The sequence below is a fragment of the Variovorax sp. 10L421 genome (assembly GCF_056395365.1).
The window spans coordinates 52,713-73,828 of sequence record NZ_JBFTJJ010000028.1; the positions used below are offsets into that span (position 1 = coordinate 52,713).

Consider the following 21,116-nt stretch of genomic DNA (forward strand, 5'->3'; position numbering starts at 1 on the left):
CCAGCGATGCTCTACCAACTCTACGAAGCCCAGCGTTCCTTGATGGAGCCCTTCTCGGACTTCGCCCAGGCGGCCTCCAAGCTCTACGGCCAGGGCGCCGTGTGGGGCCAGGTGCCCATGGCCCAGCGCATGGCCGCCGGCTACGACCTGCTCTACCGGCTCGGCAAGGACTACGAGAAGCCCGAGTTCAACATCAAGTCGGTGAAGGTCGACGGTGAAGATGTGGTGATCCAGGAGGCCGTCGAGCTCGACAAGCCGTTCTGCGAGCTGCGCCGCTTCAAGCGCTTCACCGACGAGCCGCACATTCTCAAGACGCTCAAGAGCCAGCCCGTGGTGCTGATCGTGGCGCCGCTGTCGGGCCATTACTCCACGCTGTTGCGCGACACCGTACGCACCATGCTGCAGGACCACAAGGTCTACATCACCGACTGGAAGAACGCGCGCCTCGTGCCGCTGTCGGAAGGCGAGTTCCACCTCGACGACTACATCAACTATGTGCAGGAGTTCATCCGCCGCCTGCAGGCCGAATATGGCAACTGCCACGTGGTGAGCGTGTGCCAGCCGACCGTGCCGGTGCTGGCCGCCGTGTCGCTGATGGCCAGCCGCGGCGAGCAGCTGCCGCTGACCATGACCATGATGGGCGGGCCCATCGATGCGCGCAAGTCGCCCACCGCGGTCAACAACCTCGCGATGAACAAGAGCTTCGAGTGGTTCGAGAACAACGTGATCTATCGCGTACCGCAGGGCTTCCCCGGCGCAGGCCGCAAGGTCTATCCCGGCTTCCTGCAGCACACCGGCTTCGTGGCAATGAACCCCGACCGCCACGCCAGCAGCCACTACGACTACTTCAAGGACCTGATCAAGGGCGACGACGCCAGTGCCGAGGCGCACCGCAAGTTCTACGACGAGTACAACGCCGTGCTCGACATGGACGCCGATTACTACCTCGAGACCATTCGCACCGTGTTCCAGGAGTTCAACCTGGTCAATGGCACCTGGGACGTCAAGAACCCCAAGGGCCAGGTGGAGCGCGTGCATCCGCAGGACATCCATTCCACCGCCCTGCTCACGATCGAAGGCGAACTCGACGACATCTCGGGCTCGGGCCAGACCGAAGCCGCGCACAGCCTGTGCACCGGCATCGCCGACGACAAGCGCGAGCACTACGAAGTCAAGGGCGCAGGCCACTACGGCATCTTCAGCGGCCGCCGCTGGCGCGAACTGGTCTATCCGAAGGTGCTGAAGTTCATCGCGGCCAACGACCAGCCGCAAAGCCGTGCCGGCAACCGTGGCGGCCTCGCAGCAGAGGACACGATCAAGCCGGAGCGCAAGGCAGCCGCCGTCGCGGCCAAGAAAGTTCCAGTGAAGAAGGCCGCGAGCGTGGCCGTGAAGAAAAGGCCGACTGCGCGCTGAAGCGCGCGCAGCTTCACCCCATGGACGGGCTCGCCGCACGCATCAACGACGCGCTGCCTCAAACGCAGTGCACGCGGTGCGGCTACCCGGATTGCGCAAGCTACGCCCAGGCCGTGGCCGGCGGCGAGGCCGGCATCAACCAGTGCCCGCCGGGCGGTGCCGAAGGCATCGAGCGGCTCGCGCAACTCACCGGCCGCGCCGCCCTTCCCCTCGATGCCCAATTCGGCACCGAAGGCCCGCGCGCCATGGCGGTCATCGACGAAGCCTGGTGCATCGGCTGCACGCTGTGCCTCGATGCCTGCCCCACCGACGCCATCGTCGGCATCAACAAGCGGATGCACACCGTGATCGAAGCCCACTGCACGGGCTGCGAGTTGTGCATTCCGGTCTGCCCCGTCGACTGCATCTCGCTCGAAGTCGAGACGCCCGGCCTCAGTGGCTGGCAGGCCTGGTCGACTGAACAAGCTGTCAGCGCGCGGCGCCGCTACGAGGTGCATGGCCGGCACCGCAACACCGACGCGCGGCTGGCCGACAAGGCGCCCGAGCCCGAAGCCCTGCAAGACGCCGGCGCCCGCAAGCGCGCCATCGTCGAAGCCGCACTGGCGCGTGCCCGCGCCGCCTCGCAACAACGACAACGCCCGCCGACCACCACCAAGCCATGACACTCGACACCCTGCTCATCTACGTCGTCGCCTCGCTCGCGTTGGCCCTGATTCCGGGGCCGACGATGCTGCTGGCGCTGTCCAACGGCATCGAAGGCGGCATGCGCCGTGCAAGTTGGGGGATTGCCGGCGCGTCGCTCGGCAGCGTCACGCTGATCGCCGTCGTCGCGCTCGGGCTGGGCTCGCTGCTCGCGGCTTCGGAGTGGCTCTTCAACGCGATCCGCATCGCCGGCGTGGCGTACCTCGTGTGGCTGGGCATCAAGCTCTGGCGCAGCGAGGCCGCCGACCTCGGCACGGCGCTGGCCAAGTCGCCGCTCGAGGTCCGGCCACAGGGCCGCGTGGCGCTGATGCGCAGCCTCGCGGTGGCATTGTCGAATCCGAAGACGGTGCTGTTCTTCGCTGCCTTCCTGCCGCAGTTCATCGACATCGCGAAGCCGCAAGGCCCGCAGTACCTGCTGCTGGGCACGGTGTTCGTCGCACTCGACACCTGCGTGATGCTGGCCTATGCGTCGGCCGGCACGCAGGCCGTGCGCTTTCTCTCGCAGCGCGGCCTCAAGGCCATGAACCGCAGTTGCGCAGCCGGCATGTGGCTGCTCGCGGCTACGCTTGCGGTGTGGCGCCGCCCCGGCGCATAGCAAAGCTCTCCCCCAGGCTTCGCGCACTTCGTGTCGCTCCGCCACCCCCCTTCCGGGGGCAACACCTGCGGCCCGGCAAAGCCGGTTCCGCGGTGTTACCGGAAATCGAGTTTCATGCTCTTCGCTTGAAGAGCATCAGCAGCACACCAGCCAAGACGACGGCCACGGCGTACCACTCGAAGCGAGTGACCGTCTCGTTGGCGATCCACACGCCCAGCAGCATCGCGATCACCGGATTGACGAAGGTGTAGCTCGCGGCCAGCGCAGCAGGCGCCTTCGCGAGCAGGACCATGTAGGCGTTGAAGGCAATCAGCGAACCGAACACCACGAGGTAGATCCACGCGGCGACCGCTTCGGGCTGCAGCGGCCAGCTCATCGTTTCGCCGGACATCGCGGCAAGCCCCATCAGCACCAGGCCGCCGCAAAGCATCTCGCTCGCAAAGCCCATCGCGCCGGGCGCCAGCAGCAGGCTGCGCTGGCTCAGCACACTGCCCAGCGACCAGCAGACGCAGGCGATGCAGATGGCGATCAGCCCGTCGGGCGAGGAACGGAAACCGCTGCCCTGCGTCAGCATCAGCACGCCGACGAGGCCGAGCGCGATGCCAGCGGCCTCCAGCCGCGACGGCTTCACGCCCCAGATCAGGTTCATCAGCGCAATCAGCAGCGGGATCACCGCGATGAACGCCACCACCAGCCCCGAGCCGATCGACACCTCGGCATTCGCCGTGCCGCCCATGCCACCGCCGAGCATCAGCGCGCCGACGACGAAGGCATTGCGCCACTGCGCGAGCGATGGCCACGGCGCGCCGCGCCAGCGCATCCAGAGCGCCAGCAGCACGCCCGCGAACAGGAAGCGCGAGCCCATCTGCAGAAACGGCGGAAAACTGATCAGGGCGTACTTGATCGCGAGGTAGGTCGAGCCCCAGACCACCCACGTGGCGGCGAGGCAGAGCCACAGCAGCAGCGGCGGCAGCCCAGGGCGCGCGGCAATGGGTGCAGCTTGGGCGGGAGAAGCGAGAGTCGGCATGTGGAGAGTGTTTCTTCTTGGTGTGAGATGCCGGTCATGGTATGAAAGCGATCCCCCGGCAGCCATGCAAGATTCATGGTTCTGCCCTCGCCAAACCGTCGATTTAAAGGAGTTGCATGGACTTTTCCTTGAATCCCGCCCTGGACGCCCACGACACCCGCATCCTCGCCGAACTGCAGAACGACGCGCGCCTGACCATGGCAGAACTGGGCCGCCGCGTGCACCTGAGCCAGCCCGCCGTGACCGAACGCGTGAAGAAGCTGGAGGCCGCGGGCGTGATCAGCGGCTACCGCGCGACGGTGAACCTCGGCAAGCTCGGCTACGGCATCCGCGCGATCATCCGCGTGGGCCGCGCCGACTACGCGCGTGTGGTGGAACTGGTGCAGCAGACGCCCGAATGCGTCAATGCCTACAACGTGACCGGCGACGACAGCTGGATCCTCGAGATCGCGGTGATCGACGTGAGCCACCTCGATGCGGTGGTCACCAAGTTCTGCATCCTCACCGAGACGGCGACCTCGATCATCCTGAACCCGGCGCGCGAGCACCAGCCGATGCTGCCGCCTCAGCGTTCGGACGTCAGGCCGCCGATCAAGAAAGTACTTAACGCGTAGCGGCCAGCGCGCTGAAGGCTGCCACCACCTCGGGTGGCGCCTGCACCATCTCGATCAGCACGCCCTCGCCCGCGATCGGAAACTCGTCGCTCGCCTTCGGATGCAGGAAGCAGATGTCGAAGCCGGCCGCGCCCTTGCGGATGCCACCGGGCGCAAAGCGAACGCCCTGCGCCGTGAGCCACTCGACGGCCCTGGGCAGGTCGTCGATCCACAGGCCCACGTGGTTGAGCGGCGTGGTGTGCACGGCGGGCTTCTTCTCGGGGTCCAACGGCTGCATGAGGTCGACCTCGACCTTGAACGGCCCCGCGCCCATCGCGCAGATGTCTTCGTCGACATTCTCGCGCTCGCTCTTGAAGGTGCCCGTGACTTCGAGCCCCAGCATGTCGACCCAGAGCTTCTGCAGCCGCAGCTTGTCGGGTCCGCCGATGGCGATCTGCTGGATGCCCAGGACCTTGAAGGGGCGTGCGTTGGTGCTCATGCCGCGCAACCTTCCGGCTGCTCCTGCACCTGCCGCGCATTGAGCCCGAGCTTGCGCAGCAGCACCGTGTCGGCCTCGACGTCGGGGTTGCCGGTGACGAGCAGCTTGTCGCCGTAGAAGATCGAATTCGCGCCGGCCATGAAGCACAGCGCCTGCACCGCATCGCCCATCTGCTGGCGCCCGGCCGAGAGCCGCACGCGTGCGGTCGGCATCGTGATGCGCGCGACCGCGATCATGCGCACGAAGTCGAAGGGATCGACCGGCTCCGAATCGGCCAGCGGCGTGCCGGGCACGCGCACCAGGCTGTTGATCGGCACCGACTCGGGGTACGGGTTCAGGTTGGCCAGCTGCGCGATCAGCCCCGCGCGGTGCACCGGCGCCTCGCCCATGCCGACGATGCCGCCGCAGCACACGCTGATGCCGGCGCTGCGCACATGGGCCAGGGTGTCGAGCCGGTCCTGGTAGGTGCGCGTGTCGACCACGTCGGTGTAGTACTCGGGCGCGGTGTCGAGGTTGTGGTTGTAGTAGTCCAGGCCCGCAGCCTTGAGCTGGTGCGCGTGGTGCGGCTCCAGCATGCCGAGCGTGGCGCAGGTCTGCAGGCCCAGCCCCTTGACGGCCTCGACCAGCACGGCGACCTTCTCCACGTCGCGGTCCTTGGGCGCCCGCCATGCGGCGCCCATGCAGAAGCGCGTGGCGCCGGCGTCCTTGGCGGCCTGCGCGGCGCGCACCACCTCGTCGACTTCCATGAGCTTCTGCGCCTTCACGCCGGTGTCGAACTCGGCCGACTGCGGGCAGTAGCCGCAGTTCTCGGGACAGCCGCCGGTCTTGACCGAGAGCAGCGTCGCCAGTTCGATGTCGCCTTCCGGGAAGTGCTGGCGATGCACGGTCTGCGCCTCGAACAGCAGATCCATCAGCGGCTTGTCGAGCAGCGCCTGTATCGCTTCGACCGTCCATGGCCCTTGCGGCGCCGCGGCCTTCGCAGGCCGGTGCAGCGTGATCGTTTGTTGCAAGTCGTTGGCACCCATCAGCTGAACTCCAGAATGATTTGATCGACGGCGAGCGACTCGCCCTTTTCCGCCGAAATCTTGCCCACCACGCCGTCCTGCGAAGCGAACAGCACGTTTTCCATCTTCATGGCCTCGATCACGGCCAGCTTCTCGCCGGCCCGCACCTGCTGCCCCGGCTGCACCGACACCTCGACCAGCAGGCCCGGCATCGGCGACATCAGGAACTTGCTCAGGTCCGGCGGCGCCTTGTAGGGCATGAGTTCGAGCAGCCGCGCGCCCAGCGGCGACAGCACCATCGCCTCGATCTGCGTGCCGTCGTGCGACACGCGCAGCGCCAGCGGGTTCTTGCCCGCCCCGCGCTCGACCTGCGCGGTGAAGGGCCGGTCGTTGACCGTGCCCTGCACGCGGATGGCGCCGAGCGCAAAGCCGCTGTCGATCTTGTAGTTCTTGCCGCCCACGGCAATGGCGCTGGCGCCCGTCTTGCCATGGAAGTCGGTGACCGAAACAGGGTGATGCACATGCTTGCCCTCCGGCCCCAGTTCCACCACCACGAACTGCTCGCCCACCTTCACGCCGTGGCCTTCGAGCTGCCCGCTGATGCCCGATGCGCGCGCGCGGTAGCGGCGGTGCACGTAGGCCGCGAGCGCAACCAGGAACGACGGATCGGTGTGCGGCACGTCTTCCGCATGGAAGCCCTTGCCGTAGTGCTCGGCGATGAAGCCCGTGTTGAAGTCACCCGCCACGAACTTCGGATGCGCCAGCAGCGCCGCCTGGAACGGAATGTTGCTGCTGATGCCGCGGATCACGAAGCCGTTGAGCGCCTCGCGCATGCGGGCAATCGCATGCTGACGGTCCTTGCCGTGCACGATGAGCTTGGCGATCATCGAGTCGTAGTACATCGGGATCTCGCCGCCGTCGTACACGCCGGTGTCCACGCGCACGCCGTTCAGATGCTCGGTGTCGCTTGCGAACATGGTCTCGGCCGGCGGCTGGAACTTCACAAGGCGGCCGGTCGAAGGCAGGAAGCTGCGGAACGGGTCCTCGGCGTTGATGCGGCATTCGATGGCCCAGCCATTGCGCTTCACCTGCTCCTGCGTGAGCGGCAGCGCCTCGCCGGCCGCCACGCGGATCATCAGCTCCACTAGGTCGAGGCCGGTGATGCACTCCGTGACCGGGTGCTCCACCTGCAGCCGCGTGTTCATTTCCAGGAAGTAGAAGCTCTGGTCCTTGCCGACCACGAACTCCACCGTGCCCGCGCTCTGGTACTTCACGGCCTTGGCCAGTTGCACCGCCTGCTCGCCCATCGCGCGGCGGGTGGCATCGGAGATGAAGGGCGACGGGGCCTCCTCGATCACCTTCTGGTGGCGGCGCTGGATGGAGCATTCGCGCTCGTTCAGGTAGATCACGTTGCCGTGCGAATCGCCCAGCACCTGGATCTCGATGTGGCGCGGCTCCTCGACGAACTTCTCGATGAACACGCGGTCGTCGCCGAAGCTGTTGCGCGCCTCGTTGCGGCAGGAGGTGAAGCCCTCGAAGGCCTCGTTGTCGTTGAAGGCCACGCGCAAGCCCTTGCCGCCGCCGCCGGCGGAGGCCTTGATCATCACCGGATAGCCGATGTCCTTCGCGATCTCGACCGCGCGCTCGGCCGTCTCGATGGCGTCGTTCCAGCCCGGAATGGTGTTGACCTTGGCCTCGTTCGCGAGCTTCTTGGAGGCGATCTTGTCGCCCATGGCGGCGATCGAATAGTGCTTCGGCCCGATGAAGGCGATGCCCTCCTCCTCGACCTTGCGCGCGAAAGCTTCGTTCTCCGAGAGGAAGCCGTAGCCCGGATGCACGGCCTCGGCGCCGGTCTTCTTGCAGGCCGCGATGATGCGGTCGGCCTGCAGGTAGCTCTCGCGGCTGGGCGCGGCACCGATGTGCACGGCCTCGTCGGCCAGCTCGACGTGGCGGGCTTCCTTGTCGGCGTCGGAGTAGACGGCGACGGTGAGGATGCCCATCTTCTTGGCCGTTTGAATGACGCGGCAGGCGATTTCGCCACGGTTCGCAATCAGGATCTTCTTGAACATGTTCTTCTTCTCCGTGCCCGTCACAGGGGGATGTTGCCGTGCTTGCGCCACGGGTTCTCGAGCTTCTTCTCGCGCAGCATCACCAGCGAGCGGCAAATGCGCTTGCGCGTCTCGTGCGGCAGGATCACGTCGTCGATGTAGCCGCGCGCGCCAGCCACATACGGGTTGGCGAAGCGGGCCTTGTACTCGGCCTCGCGGGCGGCGAGCTTTTCCGGATCGTTCTTGTCCTCGCGGAAGATGATTTCCACGGCGCCTTTGGCGCCCATCACCGCGATCTCGGCGCGCGGCCAGGCGAGGTTGACGTCGCCGCGCAGGTGCTTGGAGGCCATCACGTCGTAGGCGCCGCCGTAGGCCTTGCGGGTGATGACGGTGATCTTCGGCACCGTGCATTCGGCGTACGCGTAGAGCAGCTTGGCGCCGTGCTTGATGATGCCGCCGTACTCCTGGCCGGTGCCGGGCATGAAGCCGGGCACGTCGACGAAGGTAACCACGGGAATGTTGAAGGCGTCGCAGAAGCGCACGAAGCGCGCGGCCTTGATGCTCGACTTGATGTCGAGGCAGCCCGCCAGCACCAGCGGCTGGTTGGCCACGATGCCGATGGTCTGGCCTTCCATGCGGGCGAAGCCGATCACGATGTTCTTCGCATAGTCGGGCTGCAGCTCGAAGAAATCGCCATCGTCCACCACCTTGAGGATCAGCTCCTTGATGTCGTAGGGCTTGTTCGGGTTGTCGGGCACCAGCGTGTCGAGCGAATAGTCGGGCCGGTCGGCCGGATCGCCCTGGCCGTTGTTGCCCAGGCGCACCGGCGGCTTCTCGCGGTTGTTGAGCGGCAGGTAGTTGTACAGGCGGCGCAGCATCATCAGCGCCTCGACGTCGTTCTCGAACGCCATGTCGGCCACGCCGCTGCGCGTGGTGTGGGTGACGGCGCCGCCGAGCTCTTCGGCAGTGACGCTTTCATGTGTCACGGTCTTCACCACCTCAGGGCCGGTGACGAACATGTAGCTCGAGTCCTTCACCATGAAGATGAAGTCGGTCATGGCCGGCGAGTACACCGCGCCGCCCGCGCACGGGCCCATGATCATGCTGATCTGCGGCACCACGCCCGAGGCCATCACGTTGCGCTGGAACACGTCGGCATAGCCGCCGAGCGAGGCCACGCCCTCCTGGATGCGCGCCCCGCCCGAGTCATTGAGACCGATGACTGGTGCACCGACCTTCATGGCCTGGTCCATCACCTTGCAGATCTTCTCGGCATGGGCCTCGCTGAGCGCGCCGCCGAAGACAGTGAAGTCCTGGCTGAACACGAACACGAGGCGGCCGTTGATCATGCCGTAGCCGGTGACCACGCCGTCGCCGGGGATCTTCTGCTCGGCCATGCCGAAATCGACCGAGCGGTGCTCGACGAACATGTCCCACTCTTCGAAGGTGCCGTCGTCCAGCAGCAGCTCGATGCGTTCGCGCGCCGTGAGTTTGCCCTTGGCGTGCTGCGCGTCGATGCGCTTCTGCCCCCCGCCGAGACGCGCCTGGGCGCGACGCTTTTCGAGTTGTTCGATCAGTTCTTGCATGGTGTGCTTCCGAAGCTGTGGTCCTGAATTTCGTGTGGTGTCATGGCCTGGCGGTGATGGCGGCCGCCGCAAGCAATTGGCGCGCCGCGGTCGATGCGGGCAACGTGCCCTGTGCCACCTGCTGCGTGAGTTCGGGCAGCAGCTCGCGCACCTGCGGGTGATGCCTGAAGGCGTGCTTGAGCCCCGCGTCGATGCGCTCCCACATCCACGCGGTGGCCTGCTTCTCGCGGCGTTTGGCGAGCCTGCCGTTGGCGGTCTGCAGTTGCCTGAACTGCGTGACGGCGTCCCAGAACGCGTCGACGCCCGTGCCTGCCAACGCGCTGAGCTGCAGCACCTTGGGCAGCCAGAAGCGCACCTCCGTGCCGCTATGCGCGTCGTGCACCGCATGCGCGTGGTCCGGGTTGCCCTGGTGGCCGAAAAGGCGCAGCGCCGAGGTGATCTGCGCCTGCGCGCGCGTGGCGGCATCCTTGTCGATGTCGGCCTTGTTGATGACGACCAGGTCGGCGAGCTCCATCACGCCCTTCTTGATCGCCTGCAGGTCGTCGCCCGCGTTGGGCAGCTGCATCAGCACGAACATGTCGGTCATGCCGGCCACCGCCGTTTCGCTCTGGCCCACGCCCACGGTCTCGACGATCACGATGTCGTAGCCGGCCGCCTCGCACACCAGCATCGCCTCGCGCGTCTTCTCGGCCACGCCACCCAGCGTGCCGCTCGACGGGCTGGGCCGGATGTAGGCGCGCTCGTGCACCGAGAGGTGCTCCATGCGCGTCTTGTCACCGAGGATGGAGCCGCCCGACACGGTGGACGAAGGATCGATGGTAAGCACCGCCACGCGATGCCCCTTGCCGATCAGCAGCAGGCCCAGCGTCTCGATGAAGGTCGACTTGCCCACACCGGGCACGCCCGAGATGCCGAGGCGAAACGAGTTCCCGGTGCGCGGCAGCAGCGCGGTGAGCAGCTCGTCGGCCTGCGCGCGGTGGTCGTCGCGGGTCGATTCGAGCAGCGTGATCGCCTTGGCGATCGCGCGGCGCTGCGACATGCCCGACGTATCGACGACCGCGCTTTCCAGCGCTTGCACGGTGTTCAGCACGCGTCCTCCGGAGACACGCGCCAGCGGTAATGCAGGTCGACGCCCTCCTCGCCTTCGAGCACGAAGCCGTGCCGCAAATAGAAGCGGTTGGCGTCGCTCTGCACGAGCGCAGTGAGCTTGATGTCGAGATGCTGCTCGCGCGCCTGCGACTTGGCCCACTCCAGCACCCATTCGCCGATGCCCAGCCCCTGGAAGCCTGTGCGCAGGTAGAGGTGCTCGAGGCGCAGCGCGTCGCTGCCCTCGGGCTTGAGTGTGACGAAGCCGATGCGCTGGTCGCCGTCGAGCACGATGTGGTGCATGTAGGGCACCACGAAGCCCGCGTTCAGGCGTTCGCGCGAACGCGCCGGGTCGAAGCGGCCCACGCGCTCCAGGCTCGGGCGCATCGCGTCGATGCGCAAGGCCAGCATGGCCTCGAAATCGCTGGAATCCACCGGCTGCAGCGACAGCCGCGACAAGAGATCGCCCACGTCGCTTCTCAGGCCGAGACCGCCGCGCGGATCTGTTCCAGCACGTCCTTGGCGCTGGCCGGAATCGGCGTGCCCGGGCCGTAGATGCCCTTGACGCCGGCCTCGTAGAGAAAGTCGTAGTCCTGCCGCGGGATCACACCGCCGACGAAGACGATGATGTCGTCCGCGCCCTGCTTCTTCAGCTCGTCGATGATGGCCGGCACCAGCGTCTTGTGGCCGGCGGCCAGCGTGCTGACGCCGACAGCGTGCACGTCGTTCTCGATGGCCTGCCGCGCGCACTCTTCGGGCGTCTGGAACAGGGGGCCCATGTCGACGTCGAAACCCAGGTCGGCAAAGGCCGTGGCCACCACCTTGGCGCCGCGGTCGTGACCGTCCTGCCCGAGCTTGGAAATCATCACGCGCGGACGGCGCCCCTGTTCTTCGGCGAAGGCGTTGATTTCGGTCTTCAGCGCTTCCCAGCCCTCGGCCGAATCGTAGGCAGCAGCGTACACACCGGTCACCTTTTGCGTGTCGGCCCGATGGCGGCCGAATGATTTTTCGAGCGCATCCGAAATCTCGCCCACCGTGGCGCGCAGGCGCACCGCATCGATGCTGAGTGCGAGCAGGTTGCCGGTGCCGTTCTCCGCGGCTTCGGTCAGCGCGTCGAGCGCGGCCTGCACCTTGGCGCCGTCGCGCGAGGCGCGGATCTTCTGCAGCCGCGCGACCTGCTGCTCGCGCACCATCACGTTGTCGATGGAGAGGCTGTCGATCGCATCCTCGGTCTTGAGCTTGTACTTGTTGACGCCCACGATCACGTCCTTGCCCGAGTCGATGCGCGCCTGCTTCTCGGCGGCGGCCGCCTCGATCTTGAGCTTGGCCCAGCCGCTGTCGACCGCCTTGGTCATGCCGCCCATCGCCTCGACCTCTTCGATGATGGCCCAAGCCGCATCGGCCATGTCCTGCGTGAGCTTCTCCATCATGTAGCTGCCGGCCCAGGGGTCGATCACGCTCGTGATGTGCGTCTCTTCCTGGATGATGAGCTGCGTGTTGCGCGCGATGCGGGCGCTGAACTCGGTGGGCAGAGCGATGGCTTCGTCGAGCGCATTGGTGTGCAGCGACTGCGTGCCGCCGAACACCGCGGCCATCGCCTCGATGGTGGTGCGCACCACGTTGTTGTACGGGTCCTGCTCGGTGAGGCTCCAGCCCGAGGTCTGGCAGTGCGTGCGCAGCATCAGGCTCTTGGGGTTCTTCGGGTTGAACTCCTTCATGATGCGGCACCACAGCAGGCGCGCTGCGCGCATCTTGGCGACTTCAAGATAGAAGTTCATGCCGATGGCCCAGAAGAAGCTCAGGCGACCGGCAAAGCCGTCCACATCGAGGCCCTTGGCCAGCGCGGTCTTCACGTACTCCTTGCCGTCGGCCAGCGTGAAGGCCAGTTCCAGCGCCTGGTTGGCGCCGGCTTCCTGCATGTGGTAGCCGCTGATCGAGATCGAGTTGAACTTGGGCATCTTCTGCGCCGTGTACTCGACGATGTCGCCGATGATCCGCATGCTCGGCGCTGGCGGAAAGATGTACGTGTTGCGGACCATGAACTCCTTGAGGATGTCGTTCTGGATGGTTCCGCTGAGCTGGTCTTGCGCCACGCCCTGCTCTTCGGCCGCGACCACGTAGCCCGCGAGCACCGGCAGCACGGCGCCGTTCATCGTCATCGACACGCTGACCTTGTCCAGCGGGATCTGGTCGAACAGGATCTTCATGTCTTCCACCGAATCGATCGCCACGCCGGCCTTGCCGACGTCGCCCGTCACGCGCGGGTGGTCGCTGTCGTAGCCGCGGTGGGTGGCGAGGTCGAAGGCCACGCTCACGCCCTGGCCGCCGGCAGCCAGCGCCTTGCGGTAGAAGGCGTTCGATTCTTCGGCGGTGGAGAAGCCTGCGTACTGGCGGATGGTCCAGGGGCGCACCGCGTACATGGTGGCCTGCGGGCCGCGCAGGTAGGGCTCGAAGCCGGGCAGCGTGTCGGTGTACTTCAGGCCCTGCAGGTCGGCGGCGGTGTACAGCGGCTTCACGGCGATGCCGTCGGGCGTGATCCAGTTCAGCGCATTCACGTCGCCGCCCGGCGCTGACTTGGCAGCGGCCTTGGCCCAGGCTTCGAGATCGGCGGGCTTGAAAGAGGGTTCGGGTGTGCTGCTCATGAAGGGGCCGTTCGCAGGGTCTTTCAGGGTATTCGCAAATTCGCCTGCACGGATTTGCAAGCCGGCCGCGAGTCTAACCGATCCATAATTATTAATTCAAACCCCATTTTTGCAGTACAGTCCGGCCCATGTCCGCCGTTACCCTCACCCCCCGCGCCCTCTACGAAGAGGTGGCCGAGCTGCTGCGCCAGCGGATCTTCCGCCGCGAGCTGGAGCCCGGCAGCTGGATCGACGAACTCAAGCTGGCCGAGGAATACGGCATCAGCCGCACGCCGCTGCGCGAGGCCTTGAAAGTGCTGGCGGCCGAGGGCCTGGTCACGATGAAGGTGCGGCGCGGCGCCTACGTCACCGAGGTGTCGGAGCAGGACCTGGCCGACGTCTACCACCTGCTCTCACTGCTGGAAAGCGATGCCGCCGGCGTGGTGGCCGAGCGTGCCACCGACGCGCAGCGTGCGGAGCTGAAGGCGCTGCATGCCGAGCTGGAAGCCGCGGTCGGAAACCGCGAGCATTTCTTCGCGATCAACGAGCGCTTCCACATGCAGCTGCTGGCCATCGCCAACAACAAGTGGCGCGACCAGATGGTGGCCGACCTGCGCAAGGTGATGAAGCTCAACCGGCACAACTCGCTGTTGAAGGCGGGGCGCATTGCGGAGTCGCTGGCGGAGCACCGCTCGGTGATGGCCGCCATCGAGGCGCGCGACGCGGAAGCCGCCATGGCCCGCATGCGGGAGCACTTCCAGAACGGCCTCGAAGCCGCGAACTGAAACCTGCCAGCGCGGCGCCGTGCCGGCGAGGAACACCTCCATGGCGCATTGGAATGCGGCCGGGGCTACGTGCTGAAGCTGAGCAATCAGGGCCGAGCGCCCCTCATTCCTGGCTCGAGGTTCCTGCTTCCCCGGCGAGACGCTGCGCCGTCTCCAGCAGCAGCGGCGCGATGCGCACCACCATCGTGTCCTTGGGCAGCAGGTATGCGGGGCCGGCACAGCTCACTGAGTAGCGTTCGCCGCGCGGGCCCTGCAGTGCGAAGGCGATGGCGTGGATGTGCGGATTCCATTCGCCGAAAGAGCCGCAGTAGCCCAGCCGGGCGTACTCGTCGAGGCCGGCCATCAGGCTGGGCTCGACGGCGCTCCAGCTCTCCCCGCTCTCGGCTCGGATCTGCGCCAGCAGTTCGGCCTGGTCCTGCGCCGGCAACGCCGCCAGGTAGGCGCGCCCGGCGGCCGAGGTGGCGATGGTCATGCGCGTGCCCACCTCGATGCGCGAGCTGATGACCATGGAACGCGGCCGCACCGAATCGATGATGAGCATGTCGAGTTCGTCGCGCACGCCCATGTGCACGCTCACGCCGGCCGATTCCGACAGCGCCGCCAGGTGCGGCCGCGCCACCGTGCGCAGGTCGAATTGGCGCAGGTAACGGCTGCTCATGTCGAGCAGCGCCGGGCCGAGGCTGAAGCGCTCGCTGTCCTGCGACTGTCGCAAATACCCCGCACTCACCAGCGTGGCGGTGAGCCGCGACACCGTGGCCTTGGGGATGCCCGTGGTGTCAGCCAGTTCGCGATTGCCTATGGGTGCCGATGCCATGCCGATGACCCTGAGGAGAGCCAGGCCCCTGGCGAGCGCACTTACCTCTTCTTTGCCGCCAACCGCGTCATTCATTTATCCAAACCTTTTTATGTCCCTGATGCTCCTCATTTTTCAGCAAAAAACGGTTGACGCGCCACTTATCGCGAAGTAGAGATTTCGGAACAATGTTTCAACAAAAGGCAGCAAGCCGCGGCGGGCCTGCTTTTGGGGAAAGCGTGCGATGCGTGTGGGGCTTCAGGCGGCTTGCGCAGCCGGCTCGCGCGCCATCGCCATCACCTCGTGCGCAGGCAGCATCTTGAGCCGGTGATCGCTCCAGACCTGGCGCCAGCGCCGCGCGCCCGGCAAGCCGTTGCGCAGGCCCAGCATGTGCCGCGCGATCGACCACCACTGCGTGCCATGCTCGGCCGCCTCGCGCGCCATGTAGTCGCACATCAGCGACTCGACCTCGTCGCGCGTCAGCGATTGCGCTTCTGCGCCGTAGAACTCTGCGTCCCACTCGGCCAGCCACCAGGGGTTGTGATACGCCTCGCGCCCGACCATCACGCCGTCGAGCAGGCGCAGGTGTTCGTGCACCTGTGCGCTGACCGAGATACCGCCGTTGATGGAAAACCGCAGCGACGGAAACTCGTGCTTCAGCCGGTGCACCAGCTCGTAGCGCAGCGGCGGAATCTCGCGGTTCTGCTTCGGGCTCAATCCCTTCAGCCACGCATTGCGCGCGTGCACGATGAAGGTCTGGCAACCAGCCTCGCTCACCTGGCCCACGAAGTCGCGCACGAATTCGTAGCTCTCGATCTTGTCGATGCCGATGCGGTGCTTGACCGTGACGGGCACGCTCACCACATCGACCATCGCCTTCACGCAGTCGGCCACCAGTTGCGGCTCGTTCATCAGGCAGGCGCCGAAAGCGCCGCGCTGCACGCGCTCGCTCGGGCAGCCGCAGTTCAGGTTGATCTCGTCGTAGCCCCACTCTTCGCCGAGCTTCGCGCAGTGCGCCAGGTCCGCCGGCTCGCTGCCGCCCAGCTGCAGTGCGACCGGATTTTCCTCGGCGTGGAAGCGCAGGTGCCGGGGCACGTCGCCATGCACCAGCGCGCCGGTCGTCACCATCTCGGTGTAGAGCAACGCGTGGCGCGACAGAAGGCGATGGAAGTACCGGCAATGGCGGTCCGTCCAATCCATCATAGGAGCGACAGAGACAGTTTTCTCTTTTAAATTCAACGACTTAGCGATATCATTCATACACTTAGACCCCCTCGTGTGCACGCTCGTGTGCACTCCAAAACGCCCGAATACGCCCCATTTCGCCCTGTCAGTGCACACATAGCGCACACGAAATGCCCACCTTCAAGCAGCTTCCGTCCGGCAACTGGCGCGCGCAAGTCCGCCGCAAGGGTGTCTACGCGAGCGAAACCTTTCGAAGACACAAGGACGCCCAGGAATGGGCTCTCGCGACCGAGCGCCGCATCGATCTGGGCGAGCCTGCCACCCGTTCAAAGGTCAAGGACCCGACCACCTTCGGCGATCTGATCGATCTGCACGTCACCGACATGAAGGAAGTGTTGCGAGCGCCACGGCGTTCCAAGGCCTTCACCCTCGATGCGCTGAACACGAAGCTGGGCAAGCTGAAGCTGAAGGACCTCACGCGCGAGCGGCTCATCCAGTTCGGCAAAGACCGCGCCAAGGAAGGCGCCGGCCCCGTCACCATCAGCATGGACATCGGCTACATCAAGCTGGTAGTTTCGCACGCGGCGGCCGTTCACGGGGTTCGCGTTCCGGTAGAGCCCATCGATCTGGCCCGCATCGCGCTCAAGCGCCTGGGCTTGGTCGGCAAGGGGCGGGAACGAGACCGCCGCCCTACCCTCGACGAACTGCAGGCGCTTGCCGATTACTTCGCCAGCAATTCACGGCAGATCATCCCGCTGGGGCGAATCATGCGGTTCGCGGTCGCCACCGCGATGCGCCAGGACGAGATCTGCCGCATCCGATGGGAGGACATCGATGCCAAGACTCGTACCGTGATTGTGCGTGACCGGAAAGACCCACGAGACAAGAACGGCAATGACCAGAAAGTGCCGCTGCTCGATGTCACGGGATTCGATGCCTGGGCCATTCTCGAGGAGCAGAAACCGTTCTCCGGGAACAGCAGCCTTGTCTTTCCGTACAACGGCCGCTCCGTCGGGACCGCGTTCCGTCGAGCTTGCAAGGAATTGAAGATCAAGGACCTCAAGTTCCATGATCTACGGCACGAAGCAGCCAGTCGTCTGTTCGAGGCGGGGTTCACCATCGAACAGGCTGCGCTGGTGACTGGGCACAAGGACTGGAAGATGCTCAAGCGATACACCCATCTGAGGCCGGAACACCTGCGCGGCGTCCGGCCCAAGCACATTCCACCGTCGCTTGATCTACCCACTGGCCCCACGCCTGCGGACATCGCTTTGGGCGCGTGGAACAACCCAGAGCGCCGTGCCCCACAGCCCAACTCGGCTCACCCCTCGCAAGTTGCAAAGCCGCATCATGAACATGAAGCCCTCGGCCTGAGCGCTTCAATCTAGTTTGACTTCGGATCGTGCCACTTCAACAGACGCCCTTCTATCGATCACACCTGGCCGACTTGCACCAAGTCCTGCTTGCCCACGAAATCACACGGAGCTACCTGACCGGCACGCGCGTCAGGTTTGATGGCGTTGAGCTGGGCCCAACCAACAGTTTTGACTTCGCTTTCGGTACGTTGTCGACGCTGGAGTTCGTCCACCTATTCTCCGTTTTCGACGGCAGCCGTGTGCACGGACAGGCCGAAAGACGGCCGGGGCGCGACGATGCGCCGCCAGGCATGTACTTCACGGTGATCAATGCCAAGGTCATTCAGGCGGGCCACAAGAACAGATCGGGGATCTTCAGTGAAGAGACCGGCACCGCAGGTCTCTTCATCGAGGGAATACACATCGACCATTTTTTCCTGGACAAGCACCAGACGCCCCACGGTCTGGGCGCGGTTGCGTTCACCTTGGGTGCCATCACCGCCCATTTGGCCGGGCTGGACGAGATCTCACTGATCGCCGCGGGCGGCAAGGGGTTCCAGGAGCGCCATGTCGGGTTCAAGGTATGGCCGAAGCTTGGCTTTGACGCTGCGCTCTTACCCGATGAGCAGCGCGGTGCGCCGCACCTGCAGGGCTGTCGAACTGTCCAGGATATTCTGGACGTCGATCCGACATGGTGGGAGACGGAAGGATCACAGCGCCTGATGACCTTCGATTTGCGGCCCGGCAGCAGGTCCTGGCGCAAACTGCTAACCTATACGGGTGAGAAATTCTCTGTCGGAGGTCCCCATGACTAGCCCTACAGCCATCAGGAAGCCCGCAAAGGCAGCGAAGGCCGCGCCCGGCCGCGTGTTCAATGTCTCAAGCAAGGGCATCCCGCGCGTTACCACTCAAGTCAGGGCGAAGATCGAAGCGGCGGCAAGGTCTGCAAGCACCAAGCGTCGTAGTTTTCCAGAGTTGGCTTCGGATTCGTAGTTCGCAATGTTCGGCGTTCGAATTGCTCGAAGCGCGGCCCCTGGTCACCTTTTGAAAGCCTGCTATTGATGAAATAGCAGGCTTTTCTCCTTCTTTGCTCGAAGGGCTCAAGTGGAAGCTACGCGTTCAGCCGTTCCATGTTGAACGCGAATGCTGGAATCCCAATTACCCGCCTGGAATTCTCCAACTGGCGCCGACCCTTCTTTCGCCTGACTGATAATCCACCGCATGCCTGCCCTGCGTCACGCCCGCAATCTCGTCCGCTTCGTGCTGGCCTGGTTCGTGTTGTCGCTGGGCGTGGCAGTGGCATCGCCCCTGGTCCATCCACAAGAGATGGAGCTGGTATGTTCGGCTGCCGGCGCCATCAAGGTGATTGTGCAGACCGACGACGGCGCACGCGAACTCGGCGCCAGTCACCTCGATTGCCCGATGTGCGTGCTGACCGGCGCACCGCCGCCTGCGGCGCAGGTCGGCGATCTCCCTGGCATCTTGCCGCTGGGCCACGCTGTCCAGTCGATTCCGGCCGCGCGTCTCGCTGCGGCCACCGCCGCGCCGTTGTCCGCGCGCGGCCCTCCTGCTCTCTGCTGACCCGATCGGAATTCCGACGCGCGTGACGCCTGCACCGGTCTTCTGACCACTGCGGCGCGCGCAGCCTCTTTCGTTTCCGCAGACAAACCGGCACCCCGAGGGTGCCGCAGAGAGCATCCATGAAGAAGACCATTTTTCCGCTCGCGCTGGGCGCGGCGTTTCCCTGGCTGGCCACGACGGCCCACGCCGCCGACGAACAACAACCCGCGCTTCCCGCCGTGTCGGTCACCGCCACCCGCGACAGCGGCCTTGGCGCGCCCGTCGCAACAGGTTCGAACCTGGGCATCACGGCCTTACAGACACCCGCGAGCGTGGGCACCATCACGCGCGAGCAGCTTGAGCAGCGCGGTGATGCGAGCGTCGTCGAAGCCGTCACCCGCTCGACCGGCATCAGCAGCCTGGCCCATCCCGGCAACGGAGGCTCCTCCCTCGCCGCACGCGGATTCACCGATTCGACCTCCGTGATGCGGCTGTACGACGGCACGCGCCAGTACGGCGGACTCGGCGTGACCTTTCCGTTCGACACCTGGTCGCTCGATCGCATCGAAGTTCTTCGCGGGCCGGCATCGGTCATCTACGGCGACGGCGCCATCGGCGGCGTGGTCAACGTGATCCCCAAGAAGCCCCACCGCGGGCCGATTGAGAACGAGGTGCAAACCACCATCGGGACCGACAACACGCGAAGACTCGGCTTCGGCAGCGGCGGAGCCATCAACGACAAACTGTCGTACCGGCTGGATGTCAGCGGCGATCGCTCCGACGGCTGGGTGGACAGTGGCGATTCGCGCAACCGGGCGTTCTCGGGGGCGGTTCAACTCGACGTCTCTCCCGAGTTCAGCCTGCGGCTCAGCCATGCCGAGGGCAGGCAGAACCCGATGCGCTACTTCGGAACACCGCTGGTCAACGGGCAGCAGCTCCCGGCACTGCGCGAGAAGAACTACAACGTCGGCGACAGCACCATCCAGTACCAGGACCGCTGGACCGAGCTGGCGGCGCAATGGACGCCAAGCGCGGACACCACGGTGCGAAGCCGCCTGTACCGCATCGACAGCCAGCGCTACTGGCGCAATGCGGAGTCGTATGCCTACAACCCGCGAACAGGCCTCATCGACCGATCCGGCAACACGCAGATCCGGCACGACCAATCGCAGACGGGAAACACCACCGATGCGACCTTCAAGGGCACCCTGTTCGGCTTGAAGAACCAGGCGTCGGTGGGGTTCGACATCAACTCCAGTTCTTTCACGCACACGAACAACACCTATGTCGGCTCGTCTCCATCGGTCGACCCACTGAACCCAACCCCTGGCTACTTCGCCAGCAGCGTGCCCTTCATCCCGCGCTACCGCAACGAGGCGAGGCAGTCGGCGGTGTTCGCGGAGGATCGACTCGAACTGAGCGATCGGTGGTCGCTGGTGGCGGGCCTGCGCCATGACCACGCACGCATATCGCGCCGGGACCTGGTGGCCGGCACAGCGGCGTTCGGCAAGTCCTTCTCCCACACCGGGTGGCGCATCGGGACCGTGTTCGAGATCGTCCCGAACCTTGTGCTGTACGCGCAGTACGCCAAGGCCGCGGACCCGGTGAGCGGGCTGCTCATGCTGTCGCCGGCGAACAGCAAGTTCGATCTCGCCACGGGCAAGCAGGCCGAGGTCGGAGTGAAGCAGACCTTCTGGGACCAGCGCGGTGAATGGAGCCTGGCGGCGTACCACATCACCAAGAACAACCTGGTCACGCGGGATCCCAGCAACCCGTCGCAGAGCATCCAGGTCGGTGAGCGCTCATCGCGCGGCCTCGAAGCCAACGTCGCAATGGCCTTCGCTTCCGGCTGGCAGCTGGATGCCAACGCGGCCGTGCTGCGCGCGCGGTATGACGACTTCTCCGAAGCGGTGCGGGGCGTTGCCGTTTCGCGCGCGGGGAATGTGCCGACCGATGTGCCCGAGCGGCTTGCGAATGTGTGGGTGAGCTGGAACTTCCTGCCGAAATGGACGCTGAGCTCCGGCCTGCGCTATGTGGGCAAGCGGTATGCGGACACCGCCAACACCCTGACGCTGCCCGCCTACACCACGACGGACCTGGCGCTTAGGTGGCAGGTCACGCCCGACACCACGGTGACGCTTCGCGGCTTCAATGTCTTCAACAAGCGCTACTACACGACGGCGTACTACACCAACACGCAATGGTTTGTCGGAGAGGGGCGCCGGGTCGAGCTGACCGCCCATCACCGGTTCTGAGCGCAGGGG

General features: G+C 65.6%; 19 protein-coding genes. 9 read left to right on the top strand and 10 right to left on the bottom strand.

The genetic code is table 11. From position 1 onward, the window contains the following. The first annotated feature begins 6 nt into the window (after positions 1 to 6). The 3 genes from AC1DFC_RS25620 to AC1DFC_RS25630 are packed head-to-tail and all read left to right on the top strand — an operon-like array spanning position 7 to position 2,710. Positions 7 to 1,413, top strand: coding sequence for a polyhydroxyalkanoate depolymerase (locus AC1DFC_RS25620; protein ID WP_007828179.1), 1,407 nt, complete (start codon positions 7 to 9; stop codon positions 1,411 to 1,413). Positions 1,414 to 1,433: 20 nt separating this feature from the next. Next, positions 1,434 to 2,075, top strand: coding sequence for an RnfABCDGE type electron transport complex subunit B (locus AC1DFC_RS25625; RefSeq protein WP_413335806.1), 642 nt, complete (start codon positions 1,434 to 1,436; stop codon positions 2,073 to 2,075). Further along, positions 2,072 to 2,710 (top strand): LysE family translocator, encoded by a 639-nt coding sequence (locus tag AC1DFC_RS25630; protein ID WP_413314657.1) that lies wholly within the window; start codon positions 2,072 to 2,074, stop codon positions 2,708 to 2,710. The genes AC1DFC_RS25625 and AC1DFC_RS25630 overlap by 4 nt, the downstream gene beginning before the upstream one ends. Before the next feature lie 112 nt (positions 2,711 to 2,822). Here the strand turns inward: AC1DFC_RS25630 and AC1DFC_RS25635 are convergent, their stop codons facing one another. Beyond that, positions 2,823 to 3,737: an EamA family transporter gene (locus tag AC1DFC_RS25635; RefSeq protein ID WP_413335804.1), complete on the bottom strand. Its 915-nt coding sequence runs from the start codon at positions 3,735 to 3,737 to the stop codon at positions 2,823 to 2,825. Positions 3,738 to 3,853: 116 nt separating this feature from the next. Here AC1DFC_RS25635 and AC1DFC_RS25640 point away from each other — a divergent pair, with 116 nt between their 5' ends. Continuing rightward, positions 3,854 to 4,351 carry an Lrp/AsnC family transcriptional regulator gene (locus AC1DFC_RS25640; RefSeq protein WP_007828166.1) on the top strand — a complete coding sequence of 166 codons (498 nt, stop codon included), beginning with the start codon at positions 3,854 to 3,856 and terminating at the stop codon, positions 4,349 to 4,351. On the opposite strand, the gene AC1DFC_RS25645 is transcribed toward AC1DFC_RS25640, so the two are convergent. The 7 genes from AC1DFC_RS25645 to scpA are packed head-to-tail and all read right to left on the bottom strand — an operon-like array spanning position 4,341 to position 13,195. Continuing rightward, entirely contained in the window at positions 4,341 to 4,829 is a 489-nt protein-coding gene (locus AC1DFC_RS25645; RefSeq protein WP_007828164.1) for a VOC family protein, read from the bottom strand. The genes AC1DFC_RS25640 and AC1DFC_RS25645 overlap by 11 nt on opposite strands. Then, positions 4,826 to 5,854 carry a biotin synthase BioB gene (gene bioB, locus AC1DFC_RS25650; RefSeq protein ID WP_413335802.1) on the bottom strand — a complete coding sequence of 343 codons (1,029 nt, stop codon included), beginning with the start codon at positions 5,852 to 5,854 and terminating at the stop codon, positions 4,826 to 4,828. Before bioB ends, AC1DFC_RS25645 begins: the two co-directional genes overlap by 4 nt. Beyond that, positions 5,854 to 7,902 (bottom strand): acetyl-CoA carboxylase biotin carboxylase subunit, encoded by a 2,049-nt coding sequence (gene accC / locus AC1DFC_RS25655; RefSeq protein WP_007828161.1) that lies wholly within the window; start codon positions 7,900 to 7,902, stop codon positions 5,854 to 5,856. The genes bioB and accC overlap by 1 nt, the downstream gene beginning before the upstream one ends. A 20-nt stretch (positions 7,903 to 7,922) precedes the next feature. Then, positions 7,923 to 9,467 (bottom strand): acyl-CoA carboxylase subunit beta, encoded by a 1,545-nt coding sequence (locus AC1DFC_RS25660; RefSeq protein ID WP_007828159.1) that lies wholly within the window; start codon positions 9,465 to 9,467, stop codon positions 7,923 to 7,925. A gap of 40 nt (positions 9,468 to 9,507) precedes the next feature. Then, on the bottom strand, positions 9,508 to 10,557 hold the full coding sequence (meaB, locus tag AC1DFC_RS25665; protein ID WP_056598027.1) for a methylmalonyl Co-A mutase-associated GTPase MeaB: 1,050 nt from the start codon (positions 10,555 to 10,557) through the stop codon (positions 9,508 to 9,510). After that, positions 10,551 to 11,024, bottom strand: a complete 474-nt coding sequence (locus AC1DFC_RS25670) for a GNAT family N-acetyltransferase (protein WP_007828155.1) — start codon at positions 11,022 to 11,024, stop codon at positions 10,551 to 10,553. Before AC1DFC_RS25670 ends, meaB begins: the two co-directional genes overlap by 7 nt. Positions 11,025 to 11,032: 8 nt before the next feature. Beyond that, positions 11,033 to 13,195 (bottom strand): methylmalonyl-CoA mutase, encoded by a 2,163-nt coding sequence (scpA, locus tag AC1DFC_RS25675; protein ID WP_478180232.1) that lies wholly within the window; start codon positions 13,193 to 13,195, stop codon positions 11,033 to 11,035. 128 nt (positions 13,196 to 13,323) lie between these two features. Between scpA and AC1DFC_RS25680 the strand changes: the two genes are divergently transcribed. Beyond that, positions 13,324 to 13,959, top strand: coding sequence for a GntR family transcriptional regulator (locus AC1DFC_RS25680; protein WP_007828153.1), 636 nt, complete (start codon positions 13,324 to 13,326; stop codon positions 13,957 to 13,959). Positions 13,960 to 14,062: 103 nt separating this feature from the next. On the opposite strand, the gene AC1DFC_RS25685 is transcribed toward AC1DFC_RS25680, so the two are convergent. Together AC1DFC_RS25685 and dusA are read right to left on the bottom strand one after the other, a co-directional pair. Continuing rightward, complete coding sequence (locus tag AC1DFC_RS25685) at positions 14,063 to 14,848, bottom strand: IclR family transcriptional regulator (protein ID WP_478180233.1); 786 nt, start codon at positions 14,846 to 14,848, stop codon at positions 14,063 to 14,065. Positions 14,849 to 15,010: 162 nt separating this feature from the next. Then, complete coding sequence (dusA, locus tag AC1DFC_RS25690) at positions 15,011 to 16,012, bottom strand: tRNA dihydrouridine(20/20a) synthase DusA (protein WP_478180234.1); 1,002 nt, start codon at positions 16,010 to 16,012, stop codon at positions 15,011 to 15,013. A gap of 95 nt (positions 16,013 to 16,107) precedes the next feature. Between dusA and AC1DFC_RS25695 the strand changes: the two genes are divergently transcribed. From AC1DFC_RS25695 to AC1DFC_RS25710, 4 genes are all read left to right on the top strand, one after another. Further along, complete coding sequence (locus tag AC1DFC_RS25695) at positions 16,108 to 17,325, top strand: site-specific integrase (RefSeq protein WP_012747242.1); 1,218 nt, start codon at positions 16,108 to 16,110, stop codon at positions 17,323 to 17,325. Between the two features lie 59 nt (positions 17,326 to 17,384). Then, a complete protein-coding gene (locus AC1DFC_RS25700) occupies positions 17,385 to 18,107 on the top strand; it encodes a hypothetical protein (protein WP_478079900.1) in 723 nt (240 codons plus the stop codon). A gap of 406 nt (positions 18,108 to 18,513) precedes the next feature. Continuing rightward, entirely contained in the window at positions 18,514 to 18,873 is a 360-nt protein-coding gene (locus AC1DFC_RS25705; RefSeq protein WP_012747240.1) for a hypothetical protein, read from the top strand. A 119-nt stretch (positions 18,874 to 18,992) separates the two neighbouring features. After that, complete coding sequence (locus AC1DFC_RS25710; RefSeq protein ID WP_012747239.1) at positions 18,993 to 21,107, top strand: TonB-dependent receptor; 2,115 nt, start codon at positions 18,993 to 18,995, stop codon at positions 21,105 to 21,107. The last annotated feature ends 9 nt before the right edge of the window (positions 21,108 to 21,116 follow it).